Raw genomic sequence first — 18,201 nt, forward strand, 5'->3', positions numbered from 1 at the left:
GCTTAAAAGAGTGGAACACGATTTTTTTATTTTAACCACCCTTATTAAATATACGTTCACGCAAACATCCGAAACTTTTCTGTTTACTCAAACTGATTGAAAAAAGATCGATAAATCCCCTTAAAATAAAATCTTGCCACCGGCTTATGTTATTAATGCGCTAAGAATGTCTAACAGAAGTATGCATTTTTTCTCGGCTCTATTACGCTTGTAGCGTTTGAACGTAATGTCTGCCCACTCGCTTATAACTGCATCGTCATCCTTATACCTTTTTTGCATATCATTAGCCTATTTTCGACTATTCTTCGTCTCGGCCCTTTCGTACACTCGCGTTACTTTTTTTAGGCAAGGAAATTTCATGAAAACAATAATTCCATCACTGCTGGCAATGACGCTGGCTGCAGCCTTCACAGCCCATGCCGCCACGCCAAAAGATACGCTGGTGATTGCTCAATCAACTGATGATGCCGACAGTTTTGATCCGGCCAAAGGTTTTGAACTTACCACCGTGCAGGCTTTTACCAATATCTATCAACGTCTGGTGCAGTCTGATCCGCAAAATCCTATCGATCTGCAGCCGACATTAGCCACTTCCTGGCAAGCTGGCAGCGACAATCGCAGTATGACGTTTGAGCTGCGTAAAGATGCGAAATTTGCCAGCGGCAATCCGCTGCGTCCAGAAGATGTGATCTTCTCGTTGGGTCGCGTGGTTAAGCTGAACCTTGATCCTTCTTTTATTCTTACCCAGCTCGGCTGGAACAAAGACAACGTTGATACTTTCCTGAAGAAAGTCGATGACAATCATGTTCAGATTAGCTGGAGTGCTAACGTCAGCCCAACATACGTTCTGAGCCTGCTTTCTGCGCCGGTTTCATCCATTGTTGATGAAAAAACGGTGATGGCGAATGCAAAGAATGGTGACTTCGGTAATCAGTGGTTAGCAACGCATTCAGCAGGCAGCGGCCCTTACCAGATCCGCAAAGTCGTTCTGCATGAAGTGGTGTTGCTGAGCGCCAATCCAACCTCACCTGCAGGTGCGCCAAAGCTGAAAAACATTTTAATTAAAAACGTACCGGAACCCGCTGCTCGCCGTCTGTTGCTGGAGCAAGGTGATGCAGATATTGCCCGCAACCTGGGTGCTGACCAGATTGCTTCACTTAAAGGTAAAGCTGGCGTGAAGACCGAAGCCATTCCAATGGCGTCGCTTTACTATATTCAGTTCAATATAGGCGCCAATGATACGCTGAAAAATCCGGCGTTTTGGGAAGCAGCGCGTTACCTGTGGGATTATAACGGCATCGCCAATGACTTGCTGAAAGGCCAGTTTGATGTGCATCAGACTTTCCTGCCGAAAGGTTTCCTCGGCGCGCTGAACGATACGCCCTACAGCTATGATCCTGAAAAAGCCAAAGCGATTCTGAAAAAAGCGGGTTTAAACAACGTCTCCTTTACGCTTTCTACCAGCAATCAACCGCCATACCTTGATATCGCGCAAGCGTTACAAGGCAGCTTCGCCAAAGGCGGCGTGAAAGTGGACGTGGTGCCGGGATTAAGCTCTGAAGTCTCTACTAAAGTAAAAGCGCATCAATACCAGGCTACGCTCAATGCATGGGGTTCCGACTATTTCGATCCGAACACCAATGCCGCTTCTTACGCTTATAACCCGGAAGATGGCAGCAAAACCCTGGCTTATCGATCAGACTGGCATATCCCGGAACTGAATAAGCAGGTATTAGCCGCAACCGCTGAAAGCGATCCAGCGAAGCGCGTTGCATTATATGAAGCTATGCAGCGCGAAGTGCTGAAGAACTCGCCGTATGTGATTGGTATGCAGGCGAAAAACCTGATTGCTCTGCGTGATAACCTCAAAGGCTATGTTCAGGGCATCAACCCTGACATGGTTTACTACTCGCAGGTTACGAAGTAATGGCAAATTCTGCCCACTCTGCCGGGTTCGCCCGGCATTTTTGGCAGCGTGCCGGGCGCGTTTCCACCAGCTTGCTGTCGCTGCTGGTGACGTTGCTCGGCCTGCTCGCCTTCACCTTTATGTTGTCGCACCTTTCACCGATCGATCCGGTGCAGCAGATTGCGGGCGATCACGCCAGCGAAGCGACCTATGAGCAGGTACGCCACGAGCTGGGTCTGGATCAGCCAGTATTAATGCAGTTCTGGCACTACATTGAGCATCTGGCGCGGGGCGATCTGGGTGTGTCACGGTTGACTAACCAGCCGGTCAGCAATGATTTGATGCAGACTTTCCCGGCGACGATTGAACTGGCCAGCTGCGCAATGATCTTCGCGGTAGTGTTTGGTGTTAGCCTGGCGTTACTTGCGGCATGGAAGCCAGGCAGCATCATCGATAACATCGCTCGCTTTATTTCACTGTTGGGCTATTCAGTGCCAGTGTTCTGGCTTGGCCTGCTGGGCATGCTGCTCTTTTACGCCGTGCTGCATTGGTCAGCCGGACCGGGACGTCTGGATGATATCTGGGTTTATACTCTGGAGCCAAAAACCGGTTTTGTGTTGATCGACAGCTGGCTGTCGGGCGAGCCGGAGATGTTCCGTAATGCGATTGCGCACTTATGGTTGCCGGTAGTGATTTTGGGCCTGCTGGCGATGGCAGGTATTACACGCCTGTTGCGTGCTGCACTGCTGGAAGAGAGCAGTAAAGAGTATGTGACGCTGGCTCGCGCCAAAGGTGCCGGACGCGTTCGTATCCTGCTGCGTCATATCTTTCCTAACGTACTTGGCACGCTGGTCACGGTGATTGCCCTTTCCTACGCCACGCTGCTGGAAGGTTCAGTGCTAACCGAAACCGTGTTTGCCTGGCCTGGCGTCGGTCGCTACATGACCAACGCGCTGTTCTCCGGCGATGTGCCCGCAATTCTGGGTGCCACATTACTGATTGGCGGCTGCTTTATTTTAATTAATGCGCTGGCGGATGCCCTTACCTGGTTAACCGATCCGAGAACCCGATGACGCAACAACTCTCTGAACTTGAAACTATGCGGCCTCGACGCCGCCAACGCCGCGTCACCTCATTAACGATTGGTCTGACGTTAGTGGCGATCCTGATCCTGATGGCGCTGCTGGCTCCGCTGCTTTCGCCTTACGATCCCAACCTGCAAACCATATCGAATCGCCTGCTGCCGCCTTCCGCGCTGCACTGGTTCGGCACTGACGGCTTTGGTCGCGATTTGCTGTCCCGCGTGATTTACGGTGCGCGTCCAACGCTACTGCTGGTGTCGTTGATTTTGATTCTGACCATCCCGGTTGGTCTGCTGATTGGCATCACCGCAGGTTACGTCGGTGGCTGGACGGAGCGTGTGCTGATGCGCATCACCGATATCTTCCTGTCGCTGCCCAATCTGGTGATTGCACTGGCGCTGGTATCAATTATGGGGCCGGGGTTAATGAACGGCGCGCTGGCGCTGGCGCTGACCAGTTGGCCACCGTTTGCTCGCCAGGCTCGTGCTGAAACGCTGGCGCTGCGCCGCAGTGATTACCTTGCCGCCGCGCGTATGCAGGGCATTACCGGCTTCCGCCTGATGTTTGGCCATATTCTGCCACTTTGCATGCCGACAGCGGTGGTGCGAGCGGCCCTGAGTCTGGGCGGCATTATTCTTTCTGCTGCTGGCCTCGGCTTTCTCGGCATGGGCGTACAGCCGCCAACGGCTGAATGGGGTTCAATGGTCGCGGAAGGCAGTAAAGTCATTTTCGACCAATGGTGGGTTGCTGCCGCTCCGGGCGCCGCGATTCTGTTCGCCAGCCTCGCTTTTAATCTGACAGGCGACGGCCTGCGTGACCGACTGGATACCCGACATGCAAAATAATGTCTTACTTCATGCCGAGTCGCTCACTATTCGTAGCGATGATGCGCTGCTGGTAGATAACATCAGTTTTACCCTTGGCCGTGAGCGCGTGGCGCTGGTGGGCGAATCTGGCTCGGGTAAATCCCTGACTGCTCGCTCCTTGATGGGCCTACTCTCCCCTGCTCTGCATTTACAGGCAAAACAGCTGCAAATAGCCGGAGAAAACGCGCTGAAGTTACGTGAGCGAGACTGGAATACGCTGCGCGGCAACCGCGTTGCGATGGTGATGCAAGATCCGAAATATGCCCTCAATCCTACCCGCACAATCGGCTGGCAAGTTGAGGAGCCGCTGCTGCTGCATCGCCGCCTCAGCCGCGCTGAGCGTAAAGAGAAAGTGTGCGAAATGCTCAATGCAGTGGGATTACCTGATCCACGTCGACTGATGCAAAACTATCCTCACCAGCTTTCTGGCGGCATGGGCCAGCGCGTGATGCTGGCGATCGCCTTGATCACCGATCCCGATTTCCTGATTGCTGATGAACCGACATCCGCACTGGATCATGCTATGCGCGATCAAGTGCTGGCGCTGATCCGTGGTTTAGTCGAAGCGCGCAATATGGGTTTGTTGCTGATCAGCCACGATCTTCAGCAGGTTTCAGAGCACTGCGAACGCGTGATGGTGATGTACAAAGGCCAACTGCTGGATACGCTGCCGGCTAATGAGCTGCCTAACGCCACCCATCCTTATACGCGCACCTTGTGGTCGTGCCGCCCGAGCAAAGCTACGCATGGCCAAACGCTGCCGGTGTTGGATCGTGCTGCGCTGGAGGTGAATCGTGATTAATTTGCAGAACCTGAGCGTAGCGCACAAGCAGGGTTACGAGCTGCGTACCGTGGTGCATGATGTCAATCTCCAGGTTGAAGCGGGTGCCTGCTTTGGTTTGGTTGGCCCATCCGGCTGCGGTAAATCGTCGCTGCTGTGGGTTATGGCCGGACTCAATCCGCACTGGCAAGGCAAGATGCAGCTGGCGGGTAAAGATGTTGCGCCGGGTAAACCGTTTACCGGCGAATTGCGTCGCGACGTACAGATGGTTTTTCAAGATCCCTACGCCTCGCTGCATCCGCGTCACCGCCTGCGTCGTACCCTTGCCGAGCCGTTAAAATTGCTGAGGCGCGACAACATTGACGATCGTATCAATCAAGGCTTTCGCCATGTTGGCCTGGATCCGGCATTGGCGGATCGCTATCCGCATCAGCTTTCAGGCGGTCAACGTCAGCGTGTAGCGATTGTACGTGCGCTGCTGCTTGAGCCGAAGATCCTGCTGTTAGATGAGCCGACGTCGGCACTCGATATGTCGGTACAGGCTGAGATCCTTAACTTGCTAAGCGATCTGAAACGCCAGGATGGCTTAACCATGGTGTTGGTGAGTCACGATCCTGATGTGATCGATCACATGTGCGACAGCGCGGTACGCATGGCGCAGGGCCGCATCATTGAGCAGATCGGCGCGTAGTACTTGAAGCGTGGTCCAATTTCGTCGTAGGGTAAAATCCCCGTAAACGGAATGCTGAGGACCACGTGTTTTCGATTCAACAAGAACCCTTCTCACCCTGCGCTGCAGCGTTGATTGCCGCGTTAGATCACTGGCAAAACGCCCTTTACCCGCCCGAAAGTCAACATTGCACCGACCTCACGGCGCTCGCAGACGATGAGCTGATTCTGCTGATGGCGCGTGATACACAAGGCCGCGCAGTGGGATGTTTGTCGTTAATGATTCAGCCAAACGGTTTTGGTGAATTAAAACGTCTGTTTGTTGCACCTGAGGTGCGTGGACAAGGTGTGGCAGAACAGTTGATGGCCGACATTGAAATGCAGGCGCGTGACGTCGGTTTACAGCAACTCAGGCTGGAAACCGGTCTACATCATCACGCCGCGCTGCGATTTTACCAGCGTCTGGGCTATCAACGCTGTGCAGCCTTTGCACCTTACGGCGACGACCCGCTCGGCGTCTATCTCAGCAAAATGCTGTAATACGCCATTCCGCCCCGCTTCTCTGTGCGATAGCCAGATTGAATGATGAGAAAGTCGCGGTTTAACGCCTCCATGCAAACGCGAAGCCGTAACGGCTATACTCGCGGCATTGTTGACATAAAAGGAATGAAAAATGACGGTTAAATTACGCCCGCTGGAAAGGGAAGATCTGCACTTTGTTCATCAACTGGATAACAACGCCAGCGTGATGCGTTACTGGTTTGAAGAGCCTTATGAGGCGTTTGTTGAGCTTTACGATCTCTACAACAAGCACATTCACGATCAAACTGAACGTCGCTTTGTGGTTGAGCATGATGGGCAAAAAGCCGGGCTGGTGGAGTTGGTTGAGATTAATCATGTCCACCGCCGCGCAGAGTTTCAGATCATCATCGATCCTACGCATCAGGGCAAAGGTCTCGCCAGCCAGGCGGCTAAGCTGGCGATGGATTATGGTTTTTCCGTGCTTAATCTTTACAAGCTCTATCTGATTGTTGATCAGGAGAACGAGAAAGCGATCCACATCTACACCAAGCTGGGTTTTGAGATTGAAGGCGTGCTAAAGCACGAATTCTTTATCAACGGCGAATACCGCAACACCATCCGCATGTGTATTTTCCAGCACCAGTATCTGGAAAAGCATAAAACGCCAGGCGGCATGCTGCAACCTACCGCGCAGTGATTAACCGCGCGCGCCAACCGGGTTCATAAACGGACGTGGATGCTCTGGTTTAAGGTTGTACATGCCGCCATAGAAAGGATCGACCAGCAGCCAGCCAGGGAATCCGCCCAGCGGAATGTTACCTAACAGATACCAGAGGTTGGCGCGTGCCTCGATAGGCATCGTCACCGGCACATAACCAGGACTTTCCAGCATCAGCAGATAATGTTTTTTACCGAAGTAACGGCCGGTTGATTTTTCCAGCTCGACGGTTTGCGGCGTGAATCCCTGAGCAACCGCACGGCCGTTCTCATCCTGCACCGTGAAGCGTGCGCCCTGCGGCAGGGAATCGATGCGTACCGATTGGGTTTCGTTGCCGACAATGGTGGCACAACCGCTAAGCAGTAGTGCAGCGGCCAAAGCCAGAATTCGCTGTTTCATGAAGGGATCCACTAAAAGGTCAGGAAGCACAGTCTAAACTGCCCTTCCCGCCTTTTCACGCGTCTCAATCGCGCTATCATCGCCCGATTCTGCTGCCTTATTGCGGTTGACAACGGTGCGCAATAGCCGCGATGTCTTTCGGTGAGGTGCGGCAGCAACCGCCAATGAGACGTGCGCCAGCGTGTTGCCATTCAGGCAATTTGTCATGCAAGGTGCAGCCCGAAGGCGCGGAGTGCCAGGTTTTGCTGCTGGCATCATATTGCTCGCCAGAATTGGGATAAACCACCAGCGGTTTGTCGGTTAACGCCTGAAGCTGTTTCAGCGCAGGCGTAACGCTTTCCAGTGCCACGCAGTTAATCCCCAACGCCACCACTTGCGGCTGTGCATCAAGATAGGCCACGACCTCGCTCAACGGGGTTCCATCGCTGATGTGTTCCGCATCCCGCAGCGTGAATGAAAACCAGGCCGCGCTGTGAGGAAATTCCGTCAGCAACTTCACCAGCGCCTGAGCTTCAGCAAACGAAGGCAAGGTTTCACATGCCAGCAGATCCGCGCCCGCTTCCAGCAGCGCTTTCACGCGTGGCCGGTGAAACGCCATCATTTCCGCTTCGGGCAGTGCGTAATCACCGCGATACTCTGAGCCATCAGCCAGATAAGCGCCGTAAGGCCCAACTGATCCCGCCACCAGCAGCGTCTGGTGCGCGCCTTGCTGCGCAAGAAAATCCTGACGAGCACGTTTCGCCAGCTCAACGCTTTGCGTAATCAGCGCCAGCGATTGTGTTTCATCCAGACCTCGCGCCGCGAAACCCTGCGGCGTCGCTTGATAACTGGCGGTAATCGCACAGCGCGCCCCGGCAGCGAAATAGTCATAATGCACCTGATAAATCAGCTCAGGGTTTTCCATTAATACCTTGGCAGACCACAGCGCATCAGCCAGATTGCAGCCACGCGCTTCCAGTTCAGTGGCCAGCGCGCCATCAAGAATCAGCGATTCAGATTCCGTTAGCGCCTGCGCGACAGGATTAAGCGACATCGTTGGCCTCCTCAGCCTCAGGGAATTTTTTATTTTTGTGCGTCATATGGTATGCGCCATAGCAAAGCAGCACAAACGGAATGCCGCACCATAAGGCGATGCGTTGAGTGGGATCGAATGCCAGACCTATACAGGCCATCAGGCAAAGCAGAAAGCCAAGAATCGGCGTCAGCGGATACAACGGTGCACGGTAAGCCAACGCGTTAAGCGACTTGCCTTGTTGGAGATGATGACGGCGGAACATGAAATGCGATGCGCAAATACTCAGCCATACTGCAACCACCGCAAAACCGGAAATCGCTGACAACGCCACGAACACCGTGTCTGGCGCAATCACGCTGGAAAACAGCGCTAACAGCCCGCCAATCATACTCATCGTGATAGCGAACAGCGGCACACCGCGTTTATTTACACGGGCAAAGGCGCGCGGCAGCGTGTTCTCATTGGCCAGCGACCACAACATACGACCTGACGCGTAAAGTCCCGAATTGGCGGCTGACAGGATCGCCGTCAGGATCACAAAGTTGATGATATCCGCCGCCCAGGGAATACCGATTTTCTCAAAAACCAGCACGAAGGGGCTTTTCACAATGCCCGCCTGATCCATGGGAATCAGCGCCGCCAACACCAGCACCGTACCGATGAAGAAGATGATCAGGCGCGCCACGGTGGTGCGAATCGCCAACGGCAGGACTTTCTGGGGATTCTGCGTTTCGCCCGCTGCAATACCGATTAGCTCGGTGCCGGAGAAAGCAAAGTTTACCGCAACCATGGTCATCAAAATGGGTAACACGCCATTTGGCAACCAGCCATGCGCGGTGAGGTTACTCAAACCCGGCGCGGCCGTGCCATCTTTCAGCGGGATAAAGCCGAACATCGCGCCCGCCCCAAGAATGATGAAAGCAATAATCGTGATCACTTTGATCAGTGAGAACCAGAACTCTCCTTCCGCAAAGAAGCGAGTTGAGATGACATTCAACAGATAAATGGCGATACAGAAGACTAAACACCAGATCCAGACTGGCACCTGCGGGAACCAATACTGCATGCAAAAACCCGCGGCCGTCAGGCTTGAACCCAGTGCCACCGTCCAGGTCAGCCAGTAAAGCCAGGCCACGGTATAACCGGTTGCCGGGCTAAGATAACGCGCAGCGTAAACGTGAAATGCGCCTGTTTCGGGCATTGCCACCGACAGTTCGCCAAGGCACACCATCACCAGCCAAACTACGAAAGCGCCAATCAAATAGGCCAATAATGTGCCTGCTGCGCCCGTGGTTGAAATGATGTAGCCGGTGTTAAAAAACAACCCAGTACCGATTACACCGCCCAGCGATAGCATCACCAGGTGGCGCGCTTTCATGGTTCTTTTGAAGGGATCCTGTGAAGGATTATTTTGCTCGCTCATAACTTTATCCGTATGGACGTCTAAACATCTATATCGAACAGCGTTATACGCGTCACAGCCAGGAATTGCAACGTGATGAAAGGTAAGGATTTGACAGCAGGCGGGTCAGAGCCCCGTCGCGGCGGGGCCTGATGCGTTAGCCAAAAACACTTTGCAGGTAGCGTTCAAGCGCCATGCGTGAACTGAAACCATGAGGAATACCATAATGTTCCTGCGAATCACCCGCCAGATAGAGCGGAAATTGGGTGTAATGATCACAGGTTTTCATTTCTGATGCCGGTTCAGCAAAAGGTTGGCTTTTCTCTTTTAGCGTCGGATGAATGACCAGCGCCGTGCGCCCCATTCGCGCTTCGCGATTAACATAAACGTAGTTGTCACCACGACGATATCCGTACGCGCGTGGCGTGATTTCATCCACTTCGAAACCCGCTTTTTCCAGTACGCGCGCTACCTCATCTGGTCGTAAATACATGCTTAATTCTCTCCTCTTCAAAAGCCTCGCAACCTTACAACAGCATGACAGACCTGGCGTTCGGAATTTTCCCTAAAGGCCACTCTCGCGTCTCGTTTAGCAAAAGGTCGTCTACACTCAGTATTACGTTTTAAATCAAAGGGAGCCAAAAAATGTTTAATCGAACCAGCAAAAACGATGACATTGATATTAATCAGGATGTGAACGAGCTCGCAGATTCACTCGAAGCATTGCTGAAATCTTACGGCAGCGATGCAAAAGATGAAGTGACCAACGCCCGCAGCCAGGCAGAGACACTGCTTAAGCAAACGCGCGCTAAACTCAATGGCAGCGGAAATCGCGTATCCCAGGTCGCACGCGACGCAGGCTATCAGGTTGACGCTTACGTGCATGACAAACCGTGGCATGGCGTAGGTATCGGTGCAGCAGTAGGTATCGTGCTGGGTGCGCTGCTGGTTTCTCGCCGCTAACACCTGAAGTATTGACTAAGCCTCGCATTTTGCGGGGCTTTTTTATGCCTGTTTTTTGACCTTCTCTCTTTACAAAATAATTTTTTAAATGCGAAAGGCGCATGGTAGCTGGCGTTAGCCGCTTTCTGGCAGTGCAAATCTCAAATCCCTATATATAGTGCGCTTGATCTCCACAAACACTACATCTAGTATTTAACTCATCAGCACGACACAAGATGTCAGCAAGGACGAAGCCCAAAGCAAACGGTATTTGCTTCGTATCTCGCGACCTGAACCCTTTACAGAGAGGAATACGAATCATGCGCATTATTATTTACACCAAAAACAATTGTGTCCAGTGTAATGCCACTAAAAATGCCATGGATCGTAACGGCATCGATTATCAGTTGATCAATCTCGATAGCCAACCCGAGGCTATCGACAACCTAAAATCGCTGGGTTATCGCCAGGTTCCAGTGGTTATGGCGGATGACGATCACTGGAGCGGTTTCCGTCCCGATAAAATTGCCAGCCTCCGTCAGCTTGCCGCTGTCGGCGGATAACGTCATGTTCCCACTGGTCTATTTTTCCAGCCAGTCGGAAAACACCCATCGATTCGTGACCCGACTGGGCTTGCCCGCCCGCCGCATTCCGCTTGACGCAAAACAACAGCTGCACATCGACCAGCCTTATATTCTGGTGGTGCCCAGCTATGGCGGTGGGAGCAGCCGTGGCGCTGTACCCAGGCAGGTCATTCAGTTTCTCAATGATGAAGCTAACCGACGCGGTATTCGCGGCGTCATTGCTGCCGGTAACCGCAACTTCGGCGAAGGATACTGCCTTGCGGGCGACATCATTGCGAAGAAATGCCAGGTTCCCCGTCTCTACCGATTTGAATTGATGGGAACCCCCGAAGATATCGCTAATGTAAAAGCGGGAGTAACCCAATTTTGGCAACAACAGACACCCTCAATAATCTGACGCTGGATTATCATTCGCTCAATGCCATGCTGAATTTGTACGATGCCGATGGCCGTATCCAGTTCGACAAAGATCATGAAGCGACGCGCCAGTTTTTCCTGCAGCACGTTCAACCCAACACGCTCGCCTTTGATTCGGCCGCTGAGCGTTTGCGCTACCTGGTGGCGGAAGGTTACTACGAAGCAGATGTGCTTAATCAATACGATTTCACTTTCTTGTGTGCTATCCACGACGAAGCCGATGCCTGGGGTTTTGAGTTCAAAACTTTTCTCGGCGCCTGGAAGTATTACACCAGCTACACGCTGAAAAGCTTCGATGGCAAACGCTATCTGGAAACCTTTGAACAGCGTGCTTGCATGGTGGCGCTGACGCTGGCGCAGGGTGATGAAGTGCTGGCGCGTGCGCTGCTGGAAGAGATCCTCAGCGGCCGTTTCCAACCTGCAACACCGACGTTTCTAAACTGTGGCAAACAACAGCGCGGCGAACTGGTTTCCTGTTTCCTGCTGCGTATTGAAGACAATATGGAGTCGATTGGCCGGGCGGTGAACTCTGCGCTGCAACTTTCGAAGCGCGGCGGCGGCGTGGCTTTTCTGTTGTCCAACCTGCGTGAAGCGGGTGCCCCCATCAAGCGTATTGAAAACCAATCTTCCGGCGTGATTCCGGTAATGAAAATGCTTGAAGATGCGTTTTCTTATGCTAACCAGTTGGGTGCACGTCAGGGCGCGGGTGCAGTTTGGCTCAACGCGCACCATCCCGACATTTTCCGTTTCCTTGATACAAAACGTGAAAATGCTGATGAAAAGATCCGCATTAAAACCTTGTCGCTTGGTGTCGTTATCCCCGACATCACTTTCCAACTGGCGAAAGAAAACCGCCCGATGGCACTGTTTTCACCGTATGACGTTGAGCGCATTTATGGCCAGGCATTTGGTGATATCAGCATCAGTGAGAAGTATGACGAAATGCTGGCGGACGATCGCATCCGTAAAACCTATATTCAACCCCGCGACTTCTTCCAGACGCTGGCTGAAATCCAGTTTGAATCGGGTTATCCCTACATCATGTTTGAAGACAGCGTAAACCGCAGCAACCCGATTGCCGGTCGCATCAACATGAGCAATCTCTGTTCTGAGATTTTGCAGGTCAACAGCGCCAGCGAATTCAATGACGATCTCGGTTATCGCCGCATCGGTAAAGATATCTCCTGCAATCTCGGTTCATTGAACATTGCGCATGCGATGGATTCCCACGATTTGGCACGCACAGTGGATGTCGCCGTGCGCGCGCTGACGTCGGTGTCGATGATGAGCCAGATCGATTCGGTGCCTTCGGTCGCCGAAGGGAATCGTCGATCACATGCCATTGGTTTAGGGCAGATGAATCTGCACGGTTACCTGGCGCGTGAAGGCATCGCCTACGGTTCACCTGAAGCGCTGGATTTCACCAATCTTTATTTCTATTGCGTCACCTATTATGCGCTGCGTACCTCGAACCATTTGGCGGAAGAGCATCAGCAAACGTTTGAGGGTTTTACCGCGTCGAAATACGCCGATGGCAGCTACTTTGATAAATATTTGCAGCGCGAATGGTTGCCGCGTACCGAACGCGTGACACAGCTGTTTGCAGAGGCTGGCTTGACGTTACCGACGCATGCCGATTGGCTGGCGCTACGTGACGCAGTTATGAAACACGGTTTGTACAATCAAAACCTGCAGGCGATTCCGCCAACCGGTTCGATTTCATACATCAACCATGCAACCTCCAGCATTCACCCTATCGTGTCGCGCATCGAGATTCGTAAAGAGGGCAAAACGGGCCGTGTTTATTACCCCGCGCCGTTTATGACTAATGACAATCTCGACCTGTATCAGGACGCTTATCAGATTGGCCCGGAAGCGATTATCGATACTTACGCTGAAGCGACGCAACATGTTGACCAAGGCTTGTCATTGACGCTGTTTTTCCGCGATGACGTCACCACGCGCGACATCAATAAAGCCCAGATCTATGCGTGGAAGAAAGGCATCAAGACGCTGTATTACATACGACTTCGTCAAATGGCGCTTCAAGGCACAGAGGTTCAAGGCTGCGTTTCTTGTGCGTTGTGATGAAAACTATTGAACTGAAAATTATGAAACTAAAACAAATTCAAGCGATTAACTGGAACCGCATTCAGGACGATAAAGATCTTGAGGTGTGGAACCGCCTGACCAGTAACTTTTGGCTGCCAGAAAAAGTGCCACTGTCCAACGACCTGCCCGCCTGGCAGTCGCTGGATAAGCAGCAGCAGCAGCTGACGATCCGGGTGTTTACTGGCCTGACGCTACTCGACACCATTCAAAACGTGATAGGTGCGCCGGGGCTAATGGATGATGCGATAACGCCGCATGAAGAGGCGGTACTGTCGAACATCAGCTTTATGGAAGCGGTACATGCACGCTCCTACAGCTCCATTTTTTCGACGTTATGCAATACCAATGATGTGGATGCCGCTTACGCGTGGAGCGAACAAAATGAACCGCTGCAAAACAAGGCGCGTATCATCCTTGAGCATTATCGTGCCGATGATCCGCTAAAGAAGAAAATCGCCAGCGTGTTTCTGGAATCATTTCTTTTCTACTCCGGTTTCTGGCTGCCAATGTATTGGTCGAGCCGCGGTAAACTCACCAATACCGCCGATTTGATTCGCCTGATCATTCGTGATGAAGCCGTACACGGTTATTACATCGGTTATAAGTTCCAAAAAGCTTTAGAAAATGTCGATGAAGGCCGCCGCGAAGAGCTGCAACAGTTTGCTTACGATCTGCTACTGGCGTTGTATGAAAATGAGGTAGCCTACACCGACGCGCTGTATGCCGATGTGGGCTGGGCTGATGAAGTCAAAACCTTCCTGCATTACAACGCCAACAAGGCGTTGATGAACCTTGGCTATGAAGCGTTATTTCCGGCGGAGTTGACCACGGTTAACCCAGCAATTCTTTCTGCACTTTCACCTAACGCAGACGAAAACCACGACTTTTTCTCGGGTTCAGGTTCTTCGTACGTAATGGGAAAAGCGGTAGAAACCGAAGACGAAGACTGGAACTTCTAATTCCCGCATTCGGGCCACTTTAGGCCCGAATAATTCTGCATTACACCCCGCATTCATTCGGAAAATCCCACTCTATTTTTTTTAATATATCCGTTCAATTAAATCATCATTTCACCGCCCATTCCGCTGCAATACGGCCTCTCTTTTAGCCGCTTTCACAACCAAACAGGCTGAAACAGGATTAAATTCGCTTTGCGATTTCAAAAAAAATAATCTAGCCGCATCCCTTACAGGCACTAGGAATATTCGCCATTGACACGCTTTCAGGGCGCGCCAATATCTGACTCAGGGTTGTCAGATAATCTGAGTATGCTACGGTATGGCCTGCTTAAATTTCATCGGGAAAGCAGTTTGATATTAAAAAATTTAACCAGGATTGTATTACTGCATGGCAATTAAACTCGAAGTAAAAAATCTCTATAAGATATTTGGCGACAATCCAGAACGCGCCTTTAAATACATAGAAAAGGGAGAAGGAAAGGACGTTATTCTCGAGAAAACCGGTTTATCTCTCGGGGTTAAAAATGCCAGTCTGGCCATTGAAGAAGGCGAGATATTCGTCATCATGGGGTTATCCGGCTCAGGAAAATCGACCATGGTTCGCCTTCTCAATCGTCTGATAGAGCCCACTCGCGGCCAGGTCATCATTGATGGTGTCGATATTGCCAAAATATCGGACAGCGAACTGCGTAAAGTGCGCAGAAATAAGATCAGCATGGTATTCCAGTCATTCGCGCTCATGCCACATATGAACGTGCTAAATAATACTGCTTTTGGCATGGAATTAGCGGGTGTTGATGTTGTTGAACGTCAGGAAAAAGCGTTAGATGCGTTACGTCAGGTTGGCCTGGAAAATTATGCACATGCTTACCCCGATGAACTTTCTGGTGGTATGCGTCAACGCGTTGGATTAGCCCGCGCCTTAGCGATCAATCCTGACATATTATTAATGGATGAGGCCTTCTCTGCACTTGATCCGCTTATTCGCACCGAGATGCAGGATGAGCTGGTAAAATTACAGGCTAAACATCAGCGTACCATTGTGTTTATTTCCCACGATCTTGATGAAGCGATGCGTATTGGCGATCGCATTGCCATTATGCAAGGCGGTGAAGTGGTTCAGGTGGGAACACCGGATGAAATCCTCAATAATCCGGCCAATGATTATGTGCGCACCTTCTTCCGCGGCGTGGATATTAGCCATGTTTTCAGCGCCAAAGATATTGCTCGTCGCAGCGCTGGCGCGTTAATTCGCAAAGCGGCTGGTTTTGGTCCTCGTTCCGCCATTAAATTGCTGCAAGATGAAGATCGTGAATATGGCTACGTACTGGAAAAACAGAAATTTGTCGGCGTTGTTTCAACCGATTCACTTAAAGCGGCTTTAGCGGCGGGAGAAGGCCTCGACAGCGCCCTGCTCTCGCTTCCTGCTGCGGTTCCTGCGGATACCTCGCTAAATGATTTGCTCTCGCATGTGGCTCAGGCGCCTTGCGCCGTACCGGTTATCGGAGAAGAGAATCAGTACGTCGGTATCATTTCAAAGAGCATGCTATTACGCGCTTTAGATCGTGAAGGAGCCCAGCAATGAGTAAAGATGCAAGCAATCCGTGGGATGCTGCCAGCACACCCGCACAAACACCCCCACCAGCAGCCGATCAAAGCAGCGATCCCTGGTCAACTCCAAGCAGTGCTACATCGCCTGCCGACAGCAGCAATGCTGCAACACCAAGCGATGGAGGCGGCGCTGATGCATGGGGTGCTTCAGGCAGCAGCGGTGGGCATGATGCCGCAGCCAGCAGCAGCGACTGGTTAAACAGCGCGCCTGCGCCGCAGCCCGAGCATTTCAACCTGATGGACCCGTTTCATAAGACATGGATTCCGCTCGATCATTGGGTAACTGAAGGGATTGATTGGGTAGTGACCCATTTCCGTCCGCTGTTCCAAGGCATTCGCGTACCGATTGATTACATTCTTAGCGCGTTCCAGCAGATGCTGATGGGTATGCCTGCGCCTGTCGCGATTGTGCTGTTTGCACTCATCGCCTGGCAAATTGCCACGCCGGCAATGGGAATCGCCACGCTGATTTCACTGATTTTGATTGGTGCGATTGGTGCATGGTCACAAGCGATGGTGACGTTGGCGCTGGTCTTAACCGCGCTGCTGTTCTGTATCCTTATTGGATTGCCGTTGGGGATTTGGTTAGCGCGCAGTGAACGTGCGGGACGTATTGTGCGTCCGCTGCTGGATGCGATGCAAACCACACCCGCCTTCGTTTATCTGGTGCCGATTGTAATGTTGTTCGGTATCGGTAACGTGCCTGGCGTCGTGGTGACCATTATCTTTGCTTTGCCGCCCATTGTGCGCCTGACCATCCTTGGCATTAAACAGGTGCCTGCCGATCTGATCGAAGCGAGCGAATCTTTTGGTGCCAGCCCGCGTCAAATGTTGTTCAAAGTACAGTTACCGCTGGCGATGCCAACCATCATGGCGGGTGTCAACCAGACACTGATGCTGGCGCTGTCAATGGTGGTTATCGCGTCGATGATCGCCGTGGGCGGCTTGGGACAGATGGTATTACGCGGTATTGGTCGTCTTGATATGGGCCTCGCCACTGTTGGCGGCGTGGGCATCGTGATCCTCGCCATTATTCTTGACCGACTCACGCAATCAATGGGCCGCGATAGCCGCAGCCGTGGCAATCGCCACTGGTATTACTCTGGCCCGATTGGCCTGCTTTTATCCCCTTTCCGCAAAAAATGATTTTTCGGGCGGCACGCTGTGCCGCCAGCCTTGAAGCGACACCTAAAAATAAGGAATGACTATGCGCAAGACAGCTCCTCTGCTCGCCGCCGTGTTAACGACTTTCGCCGTTTCACACGTCTCCGCTGCCGACCTGCCAGGCAAAGGCATTACAGTTAAACCGGTTCAAAGCACCATTTCTGAAGAGACTTTTCAGACACTGCTGGTTAGCCGTGCGTTAGAAAAACTGGGTTACACCGTCGAAAAACCGAGTGAAGTCGATTACAACGTTGGCTACACCACCATTGCTGCGGGCGATGCCACATTCATCGCGACCAACTGGAAACCGCTGCATGATGATATGTATAAAGCGGCTGGCGGCGATGCAAAATTTTATCGGGCAGGAACTTATGTTACAGGTGCCGCGCAAGGCTACCTGATTGACAAGAAAACGGCTGAACAGCACCACATTACAAATATTGAGCAGTTGAAAGATCCGAAGATTGCCAAGCTTTTCGATACCAATGGTGACGGCAAAGCCGATATGACCGGCTGCACACCGGGCTGGGGCTGCGAAGCGGTCATCAATCATCAGATCAATGCTTTCGGCCTGAGCAATACGGTGGAGCACAACCAAGGTAATTACTCTGCGATGATTGCCGACACCATCACGCGCTTCAAGCAGGGTAAACCGGTTCTCTATTATACCTGGACACCGTATTGGGTCAGCGATGTATTAAAACCAGGCCGTGACGTGGTGTGGTTACAGGTGCCTTTTTCATCCATGCCGGGTGAACAGAAAAATGTCGATACCAAGTTACCGAATGGCTCAAACTACGGCTTCCCGGTGAACACCATGCATATCGTGGCAAACAAAGCCTGGGCTGAGAAAAACCCAGCCGCCGCGAAACTGTTCTCCGAAATGAAACTGCCGCTGGCCGATATCAACGCAGAAAATGCTGCTATGCACGATGGACAATCTTCTGAAGATGCTATCAATGGTCACGTTGATGGTTGGATCAAAGGCCATCAGGCTGAATTTGATAAATGGGTAACCGATGCCCAGGCTGCTGCTAAATAAAAAGCCACAC

The 18,201-nt window shown here is 52.0% G+C and carries 19 protein-coding genes; 15 read left to right on the forward strand and 4 right to left on the reverse strand.

The window, feature by feature from the left end:
- Positions 1-358 precede the first annotated feature (358 nt).
- The 7 genes from ACF2G4_RS09925 (at position 359) to speG (ending at position 6,523) form a co-directional block, all read left to right on the forward strand.
- Positions 359-1,927, forward strand: coding sequence for an ABC transporter substrate-binding protein (locus tag ACF2G4_RS09925; RefSeq protein WP_215845822.1), 1,569 nt, complete (start codon positions 359-361; stop codon positions 1,925-1,927).
- Positions 1,927-2,979, forward strand: a complete 1,053-nt coding sequence (locus ACF2G4_RS09930; protein WP_215845821.1) for an ABC transporter permease — start codon at positions 1,927-1,929, stop codon at positions 2,977-2,979. Before ACF2G4_RS09925 ends, ACF2G4_RS09930 begins: the two co-directional genes overlap by 1 nt.
- Entirely contained in the window at positions 2,976-3,833 is an 858-nt protein-coding gene (locus ACF2G4_RS09935) for an ABC transporter permease (RefSeq protein WP_409074757.1), read from the forward strand. The genes ACF2G4_RS09930 and ACF2G4_RS09935 overlap by 4 nt, the downstream gene beginning before the upstream one ends.
- Positions 3,823-4,656 (forward strand): ABC transporter ATP-binding protein, encoded by an 834-nt coding sequence (locus ACF2G4_RS09940; protein WP_243077372.1) that lies wholly within the window; start codon positions 3,823-3,825, stop codon positions 4,654-4,656. Before ACF2G4_RS09935 ends, ACF2G4_RS09940 begins: the two co-directional genes overlap by 11 nt.
- Positions 4,649-5,326, forward strand: coding sequence for an ABC transporter ATP-binding protein (locus ACF2G4_RS09945; protein WP_243077371.1), 678 nt, complete (start codon positions 4,649-4,651; stop codon positions 5,324-5,326). Before ACF2G4_RS09940 ends, ACF2G4_RS09945 begins: the two co-directional genes overlap by 8 nt.
- A 65-nt stretch (positions 5,327-5,391) precedes the next feature.
- Positions 5,392-5,844 (forward strand): GNAT family N-acetyltransferase, encoded by a 453-nt coding sequence (locus ACF2G4_RS09950; RefSeq protein WP_409074758.1) that lies wholly within the window; start codon positions 5,392-5,394, stop codon positions 5,842-5,844.
- A 133-nt stretch (positions 5,845-5,977) separates the two neighbouring features.
- On the forward strand, positions 5,978-6,523 hold the full coding sequence (speG, locus tag ACF2G4_RS09955; RefSeq protein WP_215845816.1) for a spermidine N1-acetyltransferase: 546 nt from the start codon (positions 5,978-5,980) through the stop codon (positions 6,521-6,523).
- On the opposite strand, the gene ACF2G4_RS09960 is transcribed toward speG, so the two are convergent.
- From ACF2G4_RS09960 to ACF2G4_RS09975, 4 genes are all read right to left on the reverse strand, one after another.
- Positions 6,524-6,943: a hypothetical protein gene (locus tag ACF2G4_RS09960; protein ID WP_215845815.1), complete on the reverse strand. Its 420-nt coding sequence runs from the start codon at positions 6,941-6,943 to the stop codon at positions 6,524-6,526.
- A 97-nt stretch (positions 6,944-7,040) separates the two neighbouring features.
- Positions 7,041-7,976: a homocysteine S-methyltransferase gene (gene mmuM, locus ACF2G4_RS09965; protein ID WP_409074759.1), complete on the reverse strand. Its 936-nt coding sequence runs from the start codon at positions 7,974-7,976 to the stop codon at positions 7,041-7,043.
- Entirely contained in the window at positions 7,966-9,381 is a 1,416-nt protein-coding gene (mmuP, locus tag ACF2G4_RS09970) for an S-methylmethionine permease (RefSeq protein ID WP_215845813.1), read from the reverse strand. Before mmuP ends, mmuM begins: the two co-directional genes overlap by 11 nt.
- 136 nt (positions 9,382-9,517) lie before the next feature.
- Positions 9,518-9,853, reverse strand: a complete 336-nt coding sequence (locus ACF2G4_RS09975) for a DUF2002 family protein (RefSeq protein WP_031376461.1) — start codon at positions 9,851-9,853, stop codon at positions 9,518-9,520.
- A gap of 152 nt (positions 9,854-10,005) precedes the next feature.
- On the opposite strand from ACF2G4_RS09975, the gene ACF2G4_RS09980 reads away from it, so the two are divergent.
- The 8 genes from ACF2G4_RS09980 to proX all read left to right on the forward strand — a co-directional run bounded on the left by ACF2G4_RS09980 (position 10,006) and on the right by proX (position 18,191).
- Positions 10,006-10,323, forward strand: a complete 318-nt coding sequence (locus ACF2G4_RS09980; protein ID WP_215845812.1) for a DUF883 family protein — start codon at positions 10,006-10,008, stop codon at positions 10,321-10,323.
- A 299-nt stretch (positions 10,324-10,622) separates the two neighbouring features.
- On the forward strand, positions 10,623-10,865 hold the full coding sequence (locus tag ACF2G4_RS09985) for a redoxin NrdH (protein WP_215845811.1): 243 nt from the start codon (positions 10,623-10,625) through the stop codon (positions 10,863-10,865).
- A gap of 4 nt (positions 10,866-10,869) precedes the next feature.
- Positions 10,870-11,283 carry a class Ib ribonucleoside-diphosphate reductase assembly flavoprotein NrdI gene (gene nrdI / locus ACF2G4_RS09990; protein WP_243077366.1) on the forward strand — a complete coding sequence of 138 codons (414 nt, stop codon included), beginning with the start codon at positions 10,870-10,872 and terminating at the stop codon, positions 11,281-11,283.
- On the forward strand, positions 11,253-13,391 hold the full coding sequence (gene nrdE, locus ACF2G4_RS09995; RefSeq protein WP_332625268.1) for a class 1b ribonucleoside-diphosphate reductase subunit alpha: 2,139 nt from the start codon (positions 11,253-11,255) through the stop codon (positions 13,389-13,391). The genes nrdI and nrdE overlap by 31 nt, the downstream gene beginning before the upstream one ends.
- A gap of 23 nt (positions 13,392-13,414) precedes the next feature.
- Entirely contained in the window at positions 13,415-14,374 is a 960-nt protein-coding gene (nrdF, locus tag ACF2G4_RS10000) for a class 1b ribonucleoside-diphosphate reductase subunit beta (protein WP_409074760.1), read from the forward strand.
- Positions 14,375-14,762: 388 nt separating this feature from the next.
- The gene (proV, locus tag ACF2G4_RS10005; protein WP_409074761.1) at positions 14,763-15,959 is read left to right on the forward strand and encodes a glycine betaine/L-proline ABC transporter ATP-binding protein ProV; all 1,197 of its coding nucleotides are present in this window, start codon (positions 14,763-14,765) and stop codon (positions 15,957-15,959) included.
- On the forward strand, positions 15,956-17,131 hold the full coding sequence (proW, locus tag ACF2G4_RS10010; RefSeq protein ID WP_409074762.1) for a glycine betaine/L-proline ABC transporter permease ProW: 1,176 nt from the start codon (positions 15,956-15,958) through the stop codon (positions 17,129-17,131). Before proV ends, proW begins: the two co-directional genes overlap by 4 nt.
- A 61-nt stretch (positions 17,132-17,192) precedes the next feature.
- Positions 17,193-18,191: a glycine betaine/L-proline ABC transporter substrate-binding protein ProX gene (proX, locus tag ACF2G4_RS10015; protein ID WP_215845805.1), complete on the forward strand. Its 999-nt coding sequence runs from the start codon at positions 17,193-17,195 to the stop codon at positions 18,189-18,191.
- Positions 18,192-18,201 lie beyond the last annotated feature (10 nt).

The organism is Pantoea phytostimulans (assembly GCF_046118715.1).
GTDB classification, from domain to species: Bacteria; Pseudomonadota; Gammaproteobacteria; order Enterobacterales; family Enterobacteriaceae; genus Pantoea; species Pantoea phytostimulans.

Coding starts and splice junctions, on each gene's coding strand:
- ACF2G4_RS09925 (WP_215845822.1), top strand. CDS start 359: ATGAAAACAATAATTCCATCACTGCTGGCAATGACGCTGGCTGCAGCC.
- ACF2G4_RS09930 (WP_215845821.1), top strand. CDS start 1,927: ATGGCAAATTCTGCCCACTCTGCCGGGTTCGCCCGGCATTTTTGGCAG.
- ACF2G4_RS09935 (WP_409074757.1), top strand. CDS start 2,976: ATGACGCAACAACTCTCTGAACTTGAAACTATGCGGCCTCGACGCCGC.
- ACF2G4_RS09940 (WP_243077372.1), top strand. CDS start 3,823: ATGCAAAATAATGTCTTACTTCATGCCGAGTCGCTCACTATTCGTAGC.
- speG (WP_215845816.1), top strand. CDS start 5,978: ATGACGGTTAAATTACGCCCGCTGGAAAGGGAAGATCTGCACTTTGTT.
- ACF2G4_RS09960 (WP_215845815.1), bottom strand. CDS start 6,943: ATGAAACAGCGAATTCTGGCTTTGGCCGCTGCACTACTGCTTAGCGGT.
- mmuM (WP_409074759.1), bottom strand. CDS start 7,976: ATGTCGCTTAATCCTGTCGCGCAGGCGCTAACGGAATCTGAATCGCTG.
- mmuP (WP_215845813.1), bottom strand. CDS start 9,381: ATGAGCGAGCAAAATAATCCTTCACAGGATCCCTTCAAAAGAACCATG.
- ACF2G4_RS09975 (WP_031376461.1), bottom strand. CDS start 9,853: ATGTATTTACGACCAGATGAGGTAGCGCGCGTACTGGAAAAAGCGGGT.
- ACF2G4_RS09980 (WP_215845812.1), top strand. CDS start 10,006: ATGTTTAATCGAACCAGCAAAAACGATGACATTGATATTAATCAGGAT.
- ACF2G4_RS09985 (WP_215845811.1), top strand. CDS start 10,623: ATGCGCATTATTATTTACACCAAAAACAATTGTGTCCAGTGTAATGCC.
- nrdI (WP_243077366.1), top strand. CDS start 10,870: ATGTTCCCACTGGTCTATTTTTCCAGCCAGTCGGAAAACACCCATCGA.
- nrdF (WP_409074760.1), top strand. CDS start 13,415: ATGAAACTAAAACAAATTCAAGCGATTAACTGGAACCGCATTCAGGAC.
- proV (WP_409074761.1), top strand. CDS start 14,763: ATGGCAATTAAACTCGAAGTAAAAAATCTCTATAAGATATTTGGCGAC.
- proW (WP_409074762.1), top strand. CDS start 15,956: ATGAGTAAAGATGCAAGCAATCCGTGGGATGCTGCCAGCACACCCGCA.
- proX (WP_215845805.1), top strand. CDS start 17,193: ATGCGCAAGACAGCTCCTCTGCTCGCCGCCGTGTTAACGACTTTCGCC.